Genomic DNA, 16337 nt, shown 5'->3' on the forward strand with positions numbered 1-16337 from the left:
CGCCGCTGCCCCGCAACGGGGTGCTAAACCTGCCCAGCATTCGGCCCTTTCCATTTCGTCAGAGGCGCCGGTATCCGTCAAGACAGCGGCCAGCGGTTTGGCAGGCGCCAGAAATGGATATGTGATGAACAGACTTCTCCTGAGCCTGGCGGTTGAGGATCTTTCCGCCTATTGCCGCGCGCTTGGCCGCCAGCTGGGCGAAAGCAGCCCCGGCCATCTGAAACTGATGAACATGCTGGCGCGGGCGGGCGGGTATCAGAACCTGCAGCATCTGCGCGCGGTGCAGGCGGCGGCGGCGCGAAGCCGCCGCAGGGAGCAAGCTGCCTCCGGTGCGCAGGAGGTGCAGGCGCAGGCTGACCACCGGCTGCTGGAACGCTGTCTGAACCAGTTCGATGGCCAGGGCCAACTGCTGCGCTGGCCATCGCGGCGCGCGGTGCAGACGCTGGCGCTGTTTGCGCTGTGGGCCGAACTGCCGGCGGGGCAGGAAATGGCGGAGCGGCAGGTCAACGCGAAGCTGAACCGGCTGCATCGGTTTGACGATCCGGCAACGCTGCGGCGCACGATGATCTCCTGCGGGCTGCTGACCCGGCGGCGCGACGGCAGCGGCTACCGCCGGGTGGAACAGGCACCGCCCGCCGAGGCGCAATTGCTGATCCGCGCGTTGCGCCGCCGCCGTGCGTCCGCGCCGCCGCCCGGACAGGCGGAAGCGCAAGGCGCCGGGCAGCCCGCCAGCTAGCCGGCGGCGCGCCAGCCCGCAGTGCGGGCCGCGGGCTGCGCGCCGTGCTGGTCAGCCTGCGCGGCGGGCAGGCGGAAGGCTGCGGCCAGCTGGCTGAGCCCTTCGGCATCGCGGCACAGGCCGGACATGGCGGTCACCGTCTGGTTTACCACATCGGTGTTGCCGCGGGTGGTGCCCTCCAGCGCGGTCAGCCGGGCAGTGAGCGCGCGCAGCGCCGCCGCCTCGTGGCTGAGCCCGCGGGCCGAGCCGCTGACGCAGCCGGAGATTTCGCCCAGATCCGCGATGATGCGGGTCAGCACCGCACCGGTCTTGCCGACTTCCTCGGCGCCCTGGCTGATGTGCTGGCTGGTGCTGGAAATCAGCGCCCGGATTTCGGTTGCGGCCTCGGAGCTGCGCTGTGCGAGCGCCTGCACCTCGCTGGCGACCACCGCGAACCCGCGCCCGGCCTCGCCCGCCCGGGCGGCCTCGACCCCGGCGTTCAGCGCCAGCAGCGTGGTCTGGAAGGCGATGTCGTCGATCACCCCGGTGATCGAGCCGATGCGGGCGGCGCTGTGCTGGATGCCTTCCATCGCGGCGGCGGCGCTGGTCATCACGGCATTGCTGGCCTCGGCCTGCTCGACCGCGCTGGCGGCGAGGCCATTGGCGGCGCGGACCTCGTCCTCGGCGGCGCCAAGCGCGGTGCTGAGGTCGTTCAGCGCCTGTGACAGCTCACCCAGGTCGGCGGCCTGGCTGGTAATGCGCCCGGCCAGGGTGGCGGAGTCGCCGCGGATGCGGCTGCTGTGGGACAGGATCATGTGGCCGGTGCCCAGCACCTGCGTCATCATCCGTGCGAGGCTGTCGAGGGCGTCGTTGAAATCACGGCGCAACGGCTCGTAGGCGGGGGCGAGCGGCTGGTGGAGCCGGTGGCTGAGGTCGCGCCGGGCCAGCGCATCCAGCCCGCCGCGCAGCTGCTCGACGGCGTCGGCCTGGGCCTGCTGGTCGCGCGCGCGGCTGCGGGCTGCGGCGGCGGCCTCGGCCAGGGTGGTTTGCAGCATGTCGATGCGGCGGGCGATGCGGCCCAGCTCGTCCCGGCGCGTGGCAAGCGGCAGGCGCGAGTCGTAGTCGCCGGAGGTGATCCGCTCCAGCGCCCGGGTGAGCTGCTGCAGCGGCCGCCCCAGCAGGCGGCGCAGGATCACCAGGCAGCCGAGCAGGGAGACCAGCAGGATCGCCGCGCCGAGTGCCGCGTCACGCAGCAGCCCGGCCCGCAGGGCCGAGAGCGTGGCGGCGGGATCCCAGACCATCACGAGCACGCCGCGCATCGCCCCCTTGCGCGATGTCACCGGCAGCACCAGTGTGTGGCCATCGGAAGATTGCCAGGGCTGTTCGTCGGCCATCACCCTGTCGCTGATGGCGGCAAGATCGGGCAGGGCGGACGTGGCCGCGGGGGGCTGGCCGGCCTCGGCCATGACCACCCCATCGGCGCGGACCGCGCGGGCATAGGCAAAGCTGCTGCCCGCCCGTTCGATGACATCGGCAATCTGCTGCTCGACCGAGCCGGAGAAGCCCAGCTTCATCGGCTGGGCAATTTCGCGGGCGGTGGCGGTGGTCAGCTCGCGTTGCAAGAGGCGCAGGCTGTCGAGGGCCTGGGTCTGCAGCCGCTGGGCGGCGAGGTAGGCCATCGGCAGCGCGGTCAGCAGCGCAAAGACGGTTACCAGAAGGGCGATGCGCAGGTTGAGCGACCGCCAGGCAAAGCCGCTGGACGTGTCGACGCGGGCAGCGCCCCGGCGGCGCAACAGGCGGAACTGCGGAAGAGCGAAGGACATGACAGAATTCCTGCAAATGACAGATGTCCTTGCAGTAGGAAGCCAGAGCTGAACGAGACGTAAACACCGCCGCGGCCAGGACCGATTGTCATGAAAGCTTCATCCTGGGCGGTGTGCGGGTAGCCAAATCGACGGTTTTCCAGCCCGTTGCTGACCGCGTGTCCGCTGCGGCGGAGGCGAGGCCCGCAACGAAAACAGGCCGGGGATTTCCCCGGCCTGCGTCAAGGTCTCGAGCCCAAGGCGGCTGCCGGTCAGGCCAGCATCACCATCGGGTTTTCAAGGTTGTCCTTGATGACGTTCAGCAGCTCGGCGCCAAGCGCGCCGTCGATGACGCGGTGGTCGACCGACATGGTCACCGACATCACCGTGGCGACGGTCAGTTCGCCGTCCTTGCCGACCACCGGCTTCTTGACACCGGCCCCGACGGCCAGGATGCCCGCATGCGGCGGGTTCACGATGGCGTCGAAGTTGTCGATGCCGAACATGCCGAGGTTGGAGATCGCGAAGCTGCCGCCCTGGTATTCATGCGGGGCCAGCTTGCGGTCGCGGGCGCGGGCGGCGAGATCCTTCATCTCGGTCGACAGCGCCGAGAGGGATTTGGTGTCGCTGTCCTGCAGAACCGGGGTGAACAGACCGCCCTCGATCGCGACGGCAACCGCCACGTCGGAGGCTTTCATCTTGAGCACCCGGTCACCGGCCCAGACCGCATTCGCGTCCGGCACCGCCTGCAGCGCCAGGGCGCAGGCCTTGATGATGAAGTCGTTGACCGACAGCTTGACGCCGCGCGGCTCGAGTTGCTTGTTCAGCTCGGCACGGAACTTCAGCAGCGCATCCAGCTGGATGTCGCGGCGCAGGTAGAAATGCGGCACCTGCTGCTTGGCCTCGGTGAGGCGGGCAGCGATGGTCTTGCGCATACCGTCGAGCTTGACCTCTTCGAAGTCGCGGCCCTCGTACATGCGGGCAACCTGATCGGCGGAGGGGCCAGCGGCGGGCGCGGCTGCAGCTGCGGGGGCCGCGGCAGTTGCCGGGGCGGCAGCCTTGGCGGCCGGCGGCTGGGCGTTTTCCACGTCCACCTTGATGATGCGGCCACGCGGGCCGGAGCCCTTGATCTGCGCGAGGTCCAGACCCTTGTCGGCGGCGATGCGGCGCGCCAGGGGCGAGGCAAAGATGCGGCTGCCGTCTGCAGCGGCAGGGGCTGCCGGTGCGGGCTTGGCGTCAGCCTTGGGGGCGTCGGCCTTGGCCGGAGCTGCGGCTTCGGCGGGCGCTTCGGTCTTGGCCGCGGCCGGGGCGGCATCGGCGCTGTCGATGTCATCGGCGCTTTCGCCGTCTTCCAGCAGCACGGCGATCGGCGTGTTGACCTTGACCCCTTCGGAGCCCTCGGCCACCAGGATCTTGCCGACGACACCTTCGTCCACGGCTTCGAATTCCATGGTGGCCTTGTCGGTTTCGATCTCGGCGATCAGGTCGCCGGAGGAGACGGTGTCGCCCTCCTTGACCAGCCATTTTGCCAGGGTGCCTTCCTCCATCGTGGGAGACAGCGCGGGCATCAGGATTTCTGTTGGCATCTTTGCGCTCCCTTACCGGTAGGTCACTTGTTTCACCGCTTCGATCACCTCGTCGGTGGTGATCAGCGCGTGGCGTTCGAGGTTGGCGGCATAGGGCATCGGCACGTCCTTGCCGGTGCAGACCATGACCGGGGCGTCGAGATAGTCGAACACCTCGCGCTGCACTTCGGACGCGATGTAGCTGCCGACGGAGCCCTGCGGCCAGCCTTCTTCGACGGTGACCAGGCGGTTGGTCTTCTTGACCGATTCCATCACCGTGGGCAGGTCCATCGGGCGCAGGGTGCGCAGGTCGATGACCTCGGCCGATACGCCGTCCTCGGCCAGCTTGTCCGCGGCTTCCAGCGCATACTGCATGCCTATGCCGAAGGAGACGATGGTGACGTCGGAGCCTTCGCGCCAGATGCGGGCCTTGCCGAAGGGCACGGTGTAGTCATCCAGCTTCGGCACGTCGAAGGCGCGACCGTAGAGGATCTCGTTCTCGAGGAAGATCACCGGGTTGTTGTCGCGGATCGCGGTCTTCATCAGACCCTTGGCGTCGGCGGCGGAGTAGGGCATCGCCACTTTCAGGCCCGGGATCTGCATGTACCAGGCGGCATAGTCCTGGGAGTGCTGGGCACCCACGCGCGCGGCGGCGCCGTTGGGGCCGCGGAACACCATCGGTGCGCCCATCTGGCCGCCGGACATATACAGCGTCTTGGCCGCGGAGTTGATGATCTGGTCAATCGCCTGCATGGCGAAGTTGAAGGTCATGAACTCGACGATGGGACGCAGGCCGCCAAAGGCCGCACCGGTGGCGATGCCGGCAAAGCCGTGCTCGGTGATCGGGGTGTCGATCACGCGCTTGGAGCCGAATTCGTCCAGCAGCCCCTGCGAGACCTTGTAGGCGCCCTGGTATTCGGCGACTTCCTCGCCCATCAGGAAGACGTTTTCGTCGCGGCGCATTTCCTCGGCCATGGCGTCGCGGATCGCTTCGCGCACGGTGGTCTGCACCATCTCGGTGCCCTCGGGGTAGTCGGGTTCCAGCACCTTGGCGGGCTGGGCCGGGGCCTTTTCGGGCGCGGCGGCGGCGGGCGCGTCGCTGGCCGGAGCTTCGGCGGGGGCGCTGTCATCGCTGCTGGCGCCGCCACTGGCCTGGTAGTCGTCGGCGCTTTCGCCTTCCTCGACCAGCACGGCGATCGGGGTGTTGACCTTCACGCCCTCGGTGCCTTCCGCGATCAGGATCTTGCCGACGATGCCTTCGTCGACAGCTTCGAATTCCATCGTCGCCTTGTCGGTTTCGATCTCGGCCATGATGTCGCCGGAGTTCACGGTATCGCCTTCCTTGACCAGCCATTTGGCCAGGGTGCCTTCCTCCATGGTCGGCGACAGGGCGGGCATCAGAATTTCAGTTGCCATGTCTTGTTCTTCCCTTTCAGGTCAGCAGCTTACGCGTAGATGTCGGTCCAGAGTTCGTCGAGGGCCGGCTCCGGGCTCTCCTTGGCGAATTCTGCGGATTTGTTGACGATCTCCTTGATCTCCTTGTCGATCGCCTTGAGATCGTCTTCGCTGGCGTGGCCGCCGGTCAGCAGCATCTCGCGGACCTGCTCGATCGGGTCGCGCTCTTCGCGCATCTTCTGCACTTCCTCGCGGGTCCGGTACTTGGCCGGGTCCGACATCGAGTGGCCGCGGTAGCGGTAGGTCTTCACCTCGAGGATGTAGGGGCCTTTGCCCGCGCGGCAGTGGGCCACGGCGCGTTCACCGGCTTCCTTGACCGACAGCACGTTCATGCCGTCGACCTCTTCCCCTGCGATGCCGTAAGCCTCGCCGCGCTTCCACAGCGCCGGGGATTTGGTGGACCGCTGGACGGAGGTGCCCATGGCGTACTGGTTGTTCTCGATCACGAACACCACCGGCAGATCCCAGAGCTGTGCCATGTTGTAGGTCTCGTAGACCTGGCCCTGGTTGGCTGCGCCATCGCCGAAATAGGTGAAGGTTACGCGGTCGTTGCCCTTGTACTTGTCGGAGAAGGCAAGTCCCGCACCCAGCGGCACCTGCGCGCCGACGATGCCGTGGCCGCCATAGAAATGCTTCTCTTTCGAGAACATGTGCATGGAGCCGCCCTTGCCCTTGGAGTAGCCACCCTCGCGCCCGGTGAGCTCGGCCATGACGCCATCGGGGTCCATGCCGCAGGCCAGCATGTGGCCGTGGTCGCGATAGGAGGTGATCCGCTTGTCACCTTCTTCCGCCACGGCCTCAAGACCGACGACAACGGCTTCCTGGCCGATATAGAGATGGCAGAAACCGCCGATCAGACCCATGCCGTACAGCTGGCCCGATTTCTCTTCGAATCGGCGGATCAGCAGCATGTCCCGGTAGTACTTGGTCAGTTCCTCGGCAGAAACGTTTGGTTTCTTTGCGCTTTTTCTAGCGGCCATGGTGGTCAGCTCCTCCTGTGGGCTAGATAGTTTAGTGTTAAACAAACTGATACACGGTTTGGCTCCGGCTGAATAGTGTTATTGTGACGCGGGGTTTGCAACCGGAGAAGACAGGCAAATGCAACGCAGTTCGCCGACCGGGTGCGCGACCCGCGCGGCGCGCAGCGGGCTTGCGGTTGCACGAGCGTGCGACCGGTCCCAGAATGTCGGGAAATACTCGGAGTGGAGCGGGGCGGTCAGCCGCGCCGGGGCCTGCGCTGGATCAGTGCGGGGTCTTGCAGGGGGGCAGTGGCAGGGGATCAGTGAATGACGATCTCATCCGCGCGCACCAGTCCCAGCACGCTGCGGGCCTGTTCGTCGAGCAGGTCGAGATCGAGGTAATCATCGGACAGGCGGTGGGTGAGGTTTTCCATTTCCGCGGTCTGCGCCTGCAGGCGGCCGAGCTCCAGGCGCAGCTCTTCGGCTTCGGCCTGAATCTCGACCCTGCGGAACAATCCGTAATCGCCCTGCACAGCGGCAAAGGTGAAGTAGGCGCTGAGCGCGAAGGCAATCGCAAAGAATGCAATCGCCCCGATGGAAGGGCGGGCGTTACGGGTCACGTGGGAGCTGCCTGTATGCTACTGCTCAAGTCTTCTGGAGGTGCGCCGTTTGCCGACGTCTGCAACCACTATGCCACAGGCGAATCGGCTTGTGAATTCCAAAACTGTCCACAAGGCGAAATACTGGGCTGGAAGTACCGGGTTGGAAATACCGGGGAAGGGTGGCCCGGCAGGCTGCCGGGCCCGAAGGGCAGAGGGTTACTGCTCCAGCGCGGCGACGCCAGGCAGGGTCTTGCCTTCCATCCATTCCAGGAACGCCCCACCGGCGGTGGAGATATAGCTGAAGTCAGCCGCCGCACCGGAGGCGTTGAGCGCCGCCACGGTATCGCCGCCGCCCGCAACCGAGATCAGCGTGCCAGCGCGGGTCAGCTCGGCCGCTTTCAGCGCCGCCGCATTGGTGGCAGCGTCAAAGGGTTCCATCTCGAAGGCGCCGAGGGGGCCGTTCCAGATCAGCGTCTTGCTGTTGGCAAAGACCTCGGCAATGCGGGCGACGCTGGCGGGGCCTGCATCCAGGATCATCGCGTCATCGGGGCAGGTGTCGGGCGGCAGCACCTCATGCGGGGCGTTGGCCTCGAACTTGCGTGCCACCACGATGTCGCTGGGCAGGATGATCTCGCAGCCCGCCGCCTTGGCCTTGGTCAGGATCTCGGAGGCGGTGTCGGTCAGGCTGGCCTCGGCCAGCGAGGCGCCGATCGCGTGGCCCTGTGCCAGCAGGAAGGTATTGGCCATGCCGCCGCCGATCACCAGGTGGTCGACCTTTTCGATCAGGTTGGAGAGCAGGTCCAGCTTGGTCGACACCTTGGCCCCGCCGACCACCGCGGTGACCGGGCGCTCGGGCTTGGCGAGCGCGGCTTCCAGCGCTTGCAGCTCGGCCTGCATCAGGCGGCCGGCGCAGGCAGGCAGCAGCCGGGCCAGGGCCTCGGTCGAGGCATGGGCTCGGTGCGCGGCCGAGAAGGCATCGTTGCAGTAGATGTCGCCGAGGGCGGCCATGCCGGCGGCCAGATCGGCGTCGTTCTTGGTCTCGGCGGCGTGGAAACGGGTGTTCTCCAGCAGCAGCACTTCGCCCTCTTTCAGCGCCTCGGCGGCCGCCGCGGCGCCTGCGCCCACGCAGTCGGCGGCAAACATCACCGGGCAGTCAAAGGCGGCTTCCAGCGCCGGAACCAGCTGTTGCAGCGACAGCTCGGCCTTGCGCTCGCCGCCCGGGCGGCCGAAGTGGGCCAGCAGGATCGGGCGACCGCCAGCCGCCAGGATGTCGCGCACCGTGGGGGTGATGCGCTGAATGCGGGTGTCGTCGGTGACCTTGCCATCCGCAACCGGCACGTTGATGTCCACGCGCACCAGCACGCGTTTGCCGTTCAGGTCCATGTCGTCGAGCGTCTTCCAGCCCATCTCGAGCCCCCTTATGGTGAAATAGCGGTTGAATTCGGGCGTTGTTTCGGGGGTTTTTGCTCATCAGTCAATGCTCCCTTGGCATTTGCCGACGCTGGCCTTAACAATCGGGGCAAATTTCGACGACAGGAGGGCCACATGGCCGAGATCAAGGATCCCGAAAACACCGTCATCATCGAACTGAAGGACGGCAATGTTGTTATCGAACTGCTGCCCGACGTGGCGCCGAAACATTGCGAACGCATGAAGGAACTGGCGCGCGCCGGCGAGTATGACAACGTCTGCTTTCACCGCGTGATCGACGGCTTCATGGCCCAGACCGGCGACGTGGCCAATGGCGACATGGAAGATGGGTTCAACATCCGCATGGCGGGCACCGGCGGCTCCAGCCTGCCGAACCTGCCGGCCGAGTTCTCCAAGCTGCCGCATGATCGCGGCACCGTGGGCGCGGCGCGGTCCGCAAATCCGGATTCGGCCAACTCGCAGTTCTTCATTAACTTCAAGGACAACCACTTCCTGAACGGCCAGTACACCGTCTATGGCCGCGTCATCGAAGGCATGGAGCATGTCGACGCGATCACCCGCGGCGAGCCGCCTGCGAACCCGGACCGGATGATCTCGGTCAAGGTGGCCGCGGATGCGTAAGACGCTGGCAGCTCTGGCCCTGCTGGCGGCGGGGCCTGCCTTTGGCTTGCTGAATGGCGCGCCCGCGGGCGCGACGGGCCTGGAAGTCCAGGTCGAGGGCGAGGCCAATGGCACCATCAAGATCGACCTGTTCGAGGATGTGGCCCCCAAGCATGTCGAGCAGATCACCGCGCTGGCCGAGGAAGGCCAGTACGACGGGGTGGTGTTCCACCGCGTGATCGACGGCTTCATGGCGCAGACCGGCGATGTCGAATTCGGCAAGCTGGGCGGCGACATGAGCATGGCGGGTCGTGGCGGCTCCGCGCGCGCGGACCTGCCGGCCGAGTTCTCCGACCTGCCGTTCGATCGCGGCGTGGTGGGGATGGCGCGGGCGCAGAACCCCAACAGCGCCAACTCGCAGTTCTTCATCATGTTCGACGCCGGTCATTTCCTGAACGGTCAGTACACGGTGGTCGGCAAGGTGACGGAAGGCATGGACGTGGTTGACGCGATCAAGCGCGGCACCGGCGGCAATGGCGCCGTGGTTGGCCAACCCGACGTGATGACCAAGGTCAGCGTAACCGAGTAAACCATCCCGCTCGGGATGTTGAAGGGCGGCCCGCTCCTGCTTGGCAGGGGCGGGCTGTCTTTCGTTTCGGTGCCGAGGAAGGCTGCCGCCCGACGCGGCTGAAGCTGCGTCACAGCTGCGTCACAAGCGCGTGTGTGCCTCTGGCGCGGGGCGGCGGGGCGCAGGTAGACTGCTGGCAAGGGGGAGGTCAGCCATGCTGAAACACCTGATACGCCTTGCCGCGGTGGTCCTGATGCCCGTTCTCGCCGCGTCGGCCAGTGCCGAGCCGACGCAGTGGGGGCAGGCCTGGCCGCAGACGGACTTCAGCCGCACCACGGTGCCCGACTGGCGGCAGATCCGCTCGGGCGGGGTGCCCAAGGATGGCATTCCGGCGCTGGATGCGCCGCGGTTCCGATCCGCTGGTGGCGTGCGGGACCTGACACCGCGAGAGCCGGTTGTCACCCTGGAACTGGCCGGGGCAAAGCCGCGGGCCTACCCGTTGCGCTACCTGACCTGGCACGAGATCGTCAACGATACGGTGGCGGGGGTGCCGGTGGCGGTGACCTATTGCCCGCTGTGCAATTCCGCGGTGACCTTCGATCGGCGCGTGCGCGCCGAGGGCGCAAGGCGGGTGCTGAGCTTTGGCGTCACCGGCAAGCTGCGGTATTCGGACATGGTGATGTATGATCGCGAAACCCAGAGCTGGTGGCAGCAGGCCAGTGGCGAGGGGATCGTTGGCGCGATGAGCGGCGTGCAGCTGACCGTGTTGCCCAGCTGGGTCGAGAGCTGGGCGGATTTCACCGCCCGCAATCCCGAGGGGTTGGTGATGGCGCAGCCGGGCTACAACCGCCAGTACGGGCGCAATCCCTATCGCGGCTATGACACCTCGGATTGGCCGTTTCTCTATGATGGCTCGCCACCGCCGCACGGGATTGCGCCGCTGGCGCGGGTGGTCCGGGTGGGCCACCGCGCCTGGCCGCTGAGCCGACTGGCGAAGGCGGGAGAGATCCGCGAGGCGGGCGTCGTGCTGAGCTGGCGTGCCGGACAAGCCTCGGCGCTGGACACCGGGGCGTTGGCGCAGGGACGTGACATCGGCTCGGTCCGGGTGCGCGACAGGGCCGGGCGCGACGTGGTGCATGACGTGATGTTCGCCTTTGCCTTTCACGCCTTCTGGCCGGACGGCAAGTGGATGTTGCGCTGATGCCGCTGGTCAGACCGAAAAAGGCGCGCCGCTGAGAGGCGCGCCCGTGTGGTGTTTCGTCGTGGGGGGCGAGTGTTCAGAACAGGAAGTTGTCGGCGTCCTGAAGTTGGGCCAGGGTGGTGTCCTCGACCAAGATCGTGACGTCGGCAAAGGCCACCAGGACGTCCTCGCCCTGCTGGGTGAAGTCCAGCTGGCCAAACCGCGAGGCACCGCGTCCGATTTCGATGTGATCCCTGCCGATCTCAAAATCCGTGATCGTGTCATTGCCGTGCCCCCGGTGGAAGACGAAGACATCGGCATGTTTGCCGCCGGTGAGCAGGTCGTCGCCCTTGTGGCCGATCAGCACGTCCTTGCCGCCGTCCCCAGCCAGCCGGTCGTTGCCATTGCCGCCGTTGAGGCTGTCGTCGCCGGACTGACCGCTGAGGGTGTCGCGGCCATTGCCGCCGCGCAGGTCATCATCGCCGCCGCCGCCCAGCAGCGCGTCGTGGTGGTTGCCGCCCGACAGGTAATCCGAGCCGCGTCCACCCACGAGCCGGTCGCGGCCATCTTCGCCGATCAGCGTGTCGTCGCCGCTGCCGCCCTTCAGCTTGTCCCAGCCGGAACCGCCGTTGAGGTGATCGCGACCGCTGTCGCCCAACAGCACGTCGTGGCCGTGTTCGCCCAGCAGGCGGTCATCGCCGCTTCCGCCCACCAGCCTGTCGGCCTCGGTTCCGCCGTTCAGGGTATCATCGTAATCGCCGCCCAGCAGCGTATCGTTGTCGGCGCCGCCAAAGAGCTGGTCATCGCCGCTGCCGCCGATCAGGACGTCGCTCCCAAGGTCGCCGGACAAACGGTCGGAGCCGCTGCCACCGTCAAGGGTATCGTTGCCATTGCCTCCGGTGAGGGTGTCGTTGCCACCCTCACCAAAGAGCAGGGCAGGGCCGGTGTGACCGGCAAAGGAGCGGCTTTCGGAACTGTAGCTTCCGACATGAAGATCGATGCTGCCGTCCAGGAAATCGATCCGCTCGATACTGCGCAGCTGGTCCTGTTCGGCGCCGGGGCCGGACAGGACAAGAGTGCCGTAATTCAGCGTGATGTCGTAAGCCGAACGGGCGCCATTGGCGACGAAAACGTCGAAGCCGCTGCCGCCGTCCACGTAATCGCTGCCGGTTCCGGTTTTGATGCGGTCATTGCCGCCAAAGGTCTCGATGTAGTCATCGCCGTTGTAAGCGGAAGTAAACACATCGTCGCCTGCCATGATGCCGGACATGACGGTGTCAAAATCGCCGTAGTAAATATCGTGGAATGTGACATTGAAGCCCGAGGCGGACGCCACCAGTGAGCCTTGATAGGAGAGGTTCACGCTGTGTACCTGACTGTCGAGCGATAGGCTGCTTGCATCGGCGTAAAAAAAGCTTCCCTGCAGCGTCAGGGTCAGGCCGTTGACGCTGGCGGTGAGGTGGGTGGACGTCGGAGGCGACACGTGAACGTCGTCAAGGTCAACGTTGCTGAAATCGATTGAGCCAAGCCTGTTGGCGTGGTCGAAAACTGTGATGATTGCCATGGAGTGTACCTAATTTTTGACCGCGATGCGCTGCTTCGGGTTGTGACCGAGGCATCGGTACCCGTTGAGGGAGTAGAGGTAAAGGGATGGCGTGCTGTTGAATTTCCAGTGTTGCCAAAACGAAGAACCGCCGCAGTAGAGCACTGCGGCGGTTTCATATTTCGTGTCCGGTGGCGTTCGCTGCGCCAATCGCGCGGCCTCGGCAGTCGATTTTGCCGTCGACTGCGGGCGTCTTAGCCTTCGGCCTTATGCGCGGCAGTTGCGGCCTGAACGGCAGCGGAGGGGGCCTGCGCGGGGGCGGCTGCCGGTGCGGCCGACGCCGGGGCGGATTTGCGGCCGCCGGGGTTCAGCGGGTCGTCCTGGCGCTGCACGGAGCCTTCGAAATGGGCGCCGGATTCGATTGCGATGGTCTTGTGGATGATGTCGCCTTCGACCCGTGCGGTGGAGGTCAGGCGCACCTTCAGACCGCGCACGCGGCCGACGATGCGACCGTTGATGACCACGTCATCGGCGGTCACTTCGCCCTTGATGGTGGCGGTCTCACCCACGGTCAGCAGATGCGCGCGGATGTCGCCTTCGACGGTGCCCTCGACCTGGATGTCGCCGGTGGTCTTGACGTTGCCGGTGACGTGCAGATCCGAGCTCAGCAGCGATGCGGCCGGCTTGGGCTTGGGGGCGCTGCTCTTGTAGTCGCTGACAGGCGCCGCAGGCGCGGCAGAGGGAGCCGGGTTGGTTTCGGCCTGTTTCGGTCCGGGCTCGTTGATTTTGCTCTTAGAAAACATTTCTCGCAGCCTTGATATAGATCATGGGGTTTACGGGTTGCCCGTTGACCCTGACCTCGTAATGGAGGTGGGTCCCGGTGGACCGTCCGGTGTTACCCATATCAGCAATGTGATCGCCGCGCGAGACCCTTTGGCCAACCTTCACGCGGAGTTTCGAGTTATGGGCGTATCTGGTTTCAATGCCGAAGGCATGGCGGATGGTGACCATCTTGCCGTAGCCGGACTGCCAGCCGGCATGTGTCACGACGCCATCGGCGGTGGCAAGAATGTCGGTGCCGGTGCGGCCGGCAAAATCGGCGCCCTTGTGCAGCCGCCGACCGCCGGTCTTGGGGTCACGCCGATAGCCGAAGCCGGAAGATTGGCGCACCTGGCTCAGATTGACGGGCGTTGCAAAGGGGGCCTGCTCCGCGGCGAGGCGGTAGAGGTTCAGCTGGTCCAGCTTGGCCAGAATGCTGTTGGCGCGGCGCTCCTCGGGGGTGGGCTGTTCGCCGCGGGTGGACATCGCCAGCGGCTCCAGCGGGCCGCCCTGGCCATTGTAGCCGCGCCGCACCTGCTCGAGGATCCGGTCAGTGGGCATGCCGGCGCTGCGGAACATCTTGTCCAGCGGTGTGACGGAGACCGCGACCGCTTCCTCCAGCTGGCGGAAGATCTGGTCGTTGCGCTCGTCCATCAGCTGCAGTTCGAGTTCCAGGGCGTCGCGTTCGTCCAGCGCGGTTTCCGCATCGGCGCGGATCTGGTCGCGCTCGGCGGCGGTATCATCCAGTGCGGCCGCCATCAGCTCCATCTGCGTTGCGGCACTGGCAATCACGGCGGGGGCGGTGTTTTCGCTGCTGGTTTCCTGTTTCAGCGCGACCAGTTCGCGGCGCGCCTGGTCGCGTTCGGTCATCGTGTCGCGCAGGGTCGACTGGATGACCTCGATGCCGGTCTCCAGCTCGCGACGGCGGGTTTCCGAGGCCAGCAGTTCCGACTGCATGATGGAAATCTGGGTCAGGGCGGCGTTGAAACGTTCCTGTGCCGCAAGCGCCTCTTCGGCGCGGGCGTCGCGCTCGGCGGAAATGGCGTTCAGCCGTTCGCGGTAGGTCTGCTGGTCGCGTTTGGCCAGTTCCCGGAAGTTGCCTGAGCCGATGCTGTCCATCAGCACAATGGCGGTGGCGACGATGCTCCAGGCGGTGAACAGCGTGATGCCGGCAACTGCCACCAGCTGGGTTTCAGATCGGAGCCGAATGAAGCGCGTGTCGGTGTCGGACTTCAGAAAGACCCGCCGTTCCGGGAAACGACGTTCGAGAAAGCTGTGAATTCTGACCGCGAGCAATGTGCGCAAAAGACGGTTCCCTCATTCCGTTCCCTGTCGGCAGCGCGCGGGCCTGCCGAATACTGGCGACGTGAATAGACAGGGTGACGCTATTGGGCAAGTGTGTTGACCCGATGCGCCGCCCGGCGGGCCGGAAGCGGCGTGGATAGGCGGGTTTCTGCCGAAAACGGCTGTCTTCAGCTGCCTGGCAGCGGGCGCTCCTGGTCGGACAGCGGCCAGTAGAAGTCAGGCGGCAGCCCGGCATCGGCGCGTTTTTCCTCGTTGAAGGGGGGCTTCAAGGCGCCGTGGAAGTATTTGCGAACGAGGCCGTGGAAGACTTCCTTGGGGTCCAGGTTGTCGCGGCCGCACAGGAAGTTGAACCATTTCGAGCCATAGGCGACGTGGCTGACCTCCTCGGCATAGATGATCTCCAGGGCGTTCACGGCTTGGGGCAGGTCGGCCTTGCGGAAGATCTCGATCATGCCGGGGGTCACGTCGAGGCCGCGCGCCTCCAGCACCATCGGTACCACGGCCAGCCGCCCCATCAGGTCATTGGCGGTGTCCTCGGCGGCGCGCCACATGCCCGCATGTGCAGGCAGCGCGCCGTAATGGCTGCCGAGCGCCTCAAGACAGTCGCACATCAGGTTGAAATGCTTAGATTCCTCGTCCGCGGCCTGCACCCAGTCGTCAAAGAACCCCATGGGCATCGGCACATGCGAGAACCGCGCGATGATGTCCCAGTGCAGGTCGACGGCGTTGAGCTCGATATGGGCGACGGCGTGCAGCAGCGCGATGCGCCCCTGCGGCGAGCCGGGTTTGCGTTTGGGCACGTCGCGCGGGTCGCGCAGTTCCGGTTCGGCCGGGCGGGCGGGGTGCAGCGGCGGGCTGGCGGTGCCGATGGCGATCTCGGGAGCCTCGCCGCGCCGATAGGCCTTCCATTCGGCGGCGTGCCGACGCGACAGGGCAGTCTTGGCGCGTCCGTCTGCGGTGGTCAGCACCTCGGCGGCGCGTTGGGCAAGCGTCAGGGGCGGGTTGGACATGCGGTCTCCTTGTGGCGGCGGGGCGGCGGGTTTGCAGCTTGTTTTCGGGCGGGTTCACCCGATTTGGCGGTGAATGTCCAGACGGTGCGCCATCAAGGCGGGCGGTGCGCTCCCGCCTGCGCGGGGGATCTGCGGGCTGATCCCCCTGGCGTAGTTGGGCATAGCAGCGCGCCTTCGGCGCGCTGCGCGCCGGGCCGCTGGCCCGGCGCCCGGCCCAACGGCTGGGGCTGCCCCTGAACAGGGGCGGCGGCAGCGGGCGGGAGCCTTCCGCTGCGCTGCCGGACGGACAGGCTGTCGGGGCGGGCAGTCAGAGCGCTTTGACCGCCTCCAGCACCTCCTCGACATGGCCGGGCACCTTGACCTTGCGCCAGATGCGGGCGATGCGGCCCTCTGCATCGATCAGGAAGGTGGAGCGTTCGATGCCCCAGTGCTTCTTGCCGTAGAGGTTCTTTTCCTTCCACACGCCATAGTCTTCGCAGACGGTGCTGTCGGCATCGGACAGCAGTGGCGTCGTCAGCCCATGTTTCGCGGTGAATTTCTCGTGCTTGGCCATGGTGTCGCGGGAGATCCCGTAGACCTTGGCCCCGGCATCGGCAAAGGCTTGCAGCGCCTCGGAAAAGCCGATGGATTCTTTGGTGCAGCCGGGAGTATCATCGCGGGGATAGAAAAACAGGACCACGGCGGAACCGCGCAGGCTGTCGAGGCTGACCTCGCCGCCTTCGGTGCTGGGCAGAGTAAAGGAAGGGGCAGGGTCTGATACGTCTAACATCTGTCTGTCTCCGG

Annotated in this window: 15 protein-coding genes; 4 read left to right on the forward strand and 11 right to left on the reverse strand. The window is 66.3% G+C overall.

Translation table 11 applies throughout. From position 1 onward, the window contains the following. Positions 1-124 precede the first annotated feature (124 nt). A complete protein-coding gene (locus ACZ52D_RS15385; protein ID WP_464441838.1) occupies positions 125-736 on the forward strand; it encodes a DUF2087 domain-containing protein in 612 nt (203 codons plus the stop codon). Here the strand turns inward: ACZ52D_RS15385 and ACZ52D_RS15390 are convergent. The 6 genes from ACZ52D_RS15390 to ACZ52D_RS15415 all read right to left on the reverse strand — a co-directional run bounded on the left by ACZ52D_RS15390 (position 733) and on the right by ACZ52D_RS15415 (position 8505). After that, positions 733-2538, reverse strand: coding sequence for a methyl-accepting chemotaxis protein (locus ACZ52D_RS15390; protein ID WP_464441840.1), 1806 nt, complete (start codon positions 2536-2538; stop codon positions 733-735). The genes ACZ52D_RS15385 and ACZ52D_RS15390 overlap by 4 nt on opposite strands. Before the next feature lie 251 nt (positions 2539-2789). Next, complete coding sequence (locus ACZ52D_RS15395; protein WP_464441841.1) at positions 2790-4103, reverse strand: pyruvate dehydrogenase complex dihydrolipoamide acetyltransferase; 1314 nt, start codon at positions 4101-4103, stop codon at positions 2790-2792. A 12-nt stretch (positions 4104-4115) separates the two neighbouring features. Further along, positions 4116-5498, reverse strand: coding sequence for a pyruvate dehydrogenase complex E1 component subunit beta (locus ACZ52D_RS15400; protein WP_464441843.1), 1383 nt, complete (start codon positions 5496-5498; stop codon positions 4116-4118). Between the two features lie 29 nt (positions 5499-5527). Then, the gene (gene pdhA / locus ACZ52D_RS15405; protein ID WP_222453167.1) at positions 5528-6517 is read right to left on the reverse strand and encodes a pyruvate dehydrogenase (acetyl-transferring) E1 component subunit alpha; all 990 of its coding nucleotides are present in this window, start codon (positions 6515-6517) and stop codon (positions 5528-5530) included. 299 nt (positions 6518-6816) lie between these two features. Continuing rightward, complete coding sequence (locus ACZ52D_RS15410) at positions 6817-7116, reverse strand: FtsB family cell division protein (RefSeq protein ID WP_222453166.1); 300 nt, start codon at positions 7114-7116, stop codon at positions 6817-6819. 198 nt (positions 7117-7314) lie between these two features. Then, on the reverse strand, positions 7315-8505 hold the full coding sequence (locus ACZ52D_RS15415) for a phosphoglycerate kinase (RefSeq protein WP_464441844.1): 1191 nt from the start codon (positions 8503-8505) through the stop codon (positions 7315-7317). Positions 8506-8643: 138 nt separating this feature from the next. Between ACZ52D_RS15415 and ACZ52D_RS15420 the strand changes: the two genes are divergently transcribed. The 3 genes from ACZ52D_RS15420 to ACZ52D_RS15430 all read left to right on the forward strand — a co-directional run bounded on the left by ACZ52D_RS15420 (position 8644) and on the right by ACZ52D_RS15430 (position 10898). Further along, entirely contained in the window at positions 8644-9150 is a 507-nt protein-coding gene (locus ACZ52D_RS15420; protein ID WP_464441846.1) for a peptidylprolyl isomerase, read from the forward strand. Continuing rightward, positions 9143-9718: a peptidylprolyl isomerase gene (locus tag ACZ52D_RS15425; RefSeq protein WP_222453163.1), complete on the forward strand. Its 576-nt coding sequence runs from the start codon at positions 9143-9145 to the stop codon at positions 9716-9718. The genes ACZ52D_RS15420 and ACZ52D_RS15425 overlap by 8 nt, the downstream gene beginning before the upstream one ends. Before the next feature lie 193 nt (positions 9719-9911). Next, entirely contained in the window at positions 9912-10898 is a 987-nt protein-coding gene (locus tag ACZ52D_RS15430; protein ID WP_464441848.1) for a DUF3179 domain-containing protein, read from the forward strand. A 76-nt stretch (positions 10899-10974) separates the two neighbouring features. Here the strand turns inward: ACZ52D_RS15430 and ACZ52D_RS15435 are convergent, their stop codons facing one another. From ACZ52D_RS15435 to ACZ52D_RS15455, 5 genes are all read right to left on the reverse strand, one after another. Next, the gene (locus tag ACZ52D_RS15435) at positions 10975-12441 is read right to left on the reverse strand and encodes a calcium-binding protein (RefSeq protein ID WP_464441849.1); all 1467 of its coding nucleotides are present in this window, start codon (positions 12439-12441) and stop codon (positions 10975-10977) included. A gap of 233 nt (positions 12442-12674) precedes the next feature. Then, a complete protein-coding gene (locus ACZ52D_RS15440) occupies positions 12675-13223 on the reverse strand; it encodes a bactofilin family protein (protein ID WP_369929275.1) in 549 nt (182 codons plus the stop codon). Beyond that, a complete protein-coding gene (locus ACZ52D_RS15445) occupies positions 13213-14544 on the reverse strand; it encodes a DUF5930 domain-containing protein (protein WP_464441850.1) in 1332 nt (443 codons plus the stop codon). The genes ACZ52D_RS15440 and ACZ52D_RS15445 overlap by 11 nt, the downstream gene beginning before the upstream one ends. A 167-nt stretch (positions 14545-14711) precedes the next feature. Continuing rightward, positions 14712-15554, reverse strand: a complete 843-nt coding sequence (locus ACZ52D_RS15450) for a ferritin-like domain-containing protein (protein WP_464441852.1) — start codon at positions 15552-15554, stop codon at positions 14712-14714. Between the two features lie 307 nt (positions 15555-15861). Then, positions 15862-16323 carry a peroxiredoxin gene (locus ACZ52D_RS15455; RefSeq protein ID WP_222453157.1) on the reverse strand — a complete coding sequence of 154 codons (462 nt, stop codon included), beginning with the start codon at positions 16321-16323 and terminating at the stop codon, positions 15862-15864. Positions 16324-16337 lie beyond the last annotated feature (14 nt).

Source organism: Leisingera sp. S2M4 (assembly GCF_055398055.1).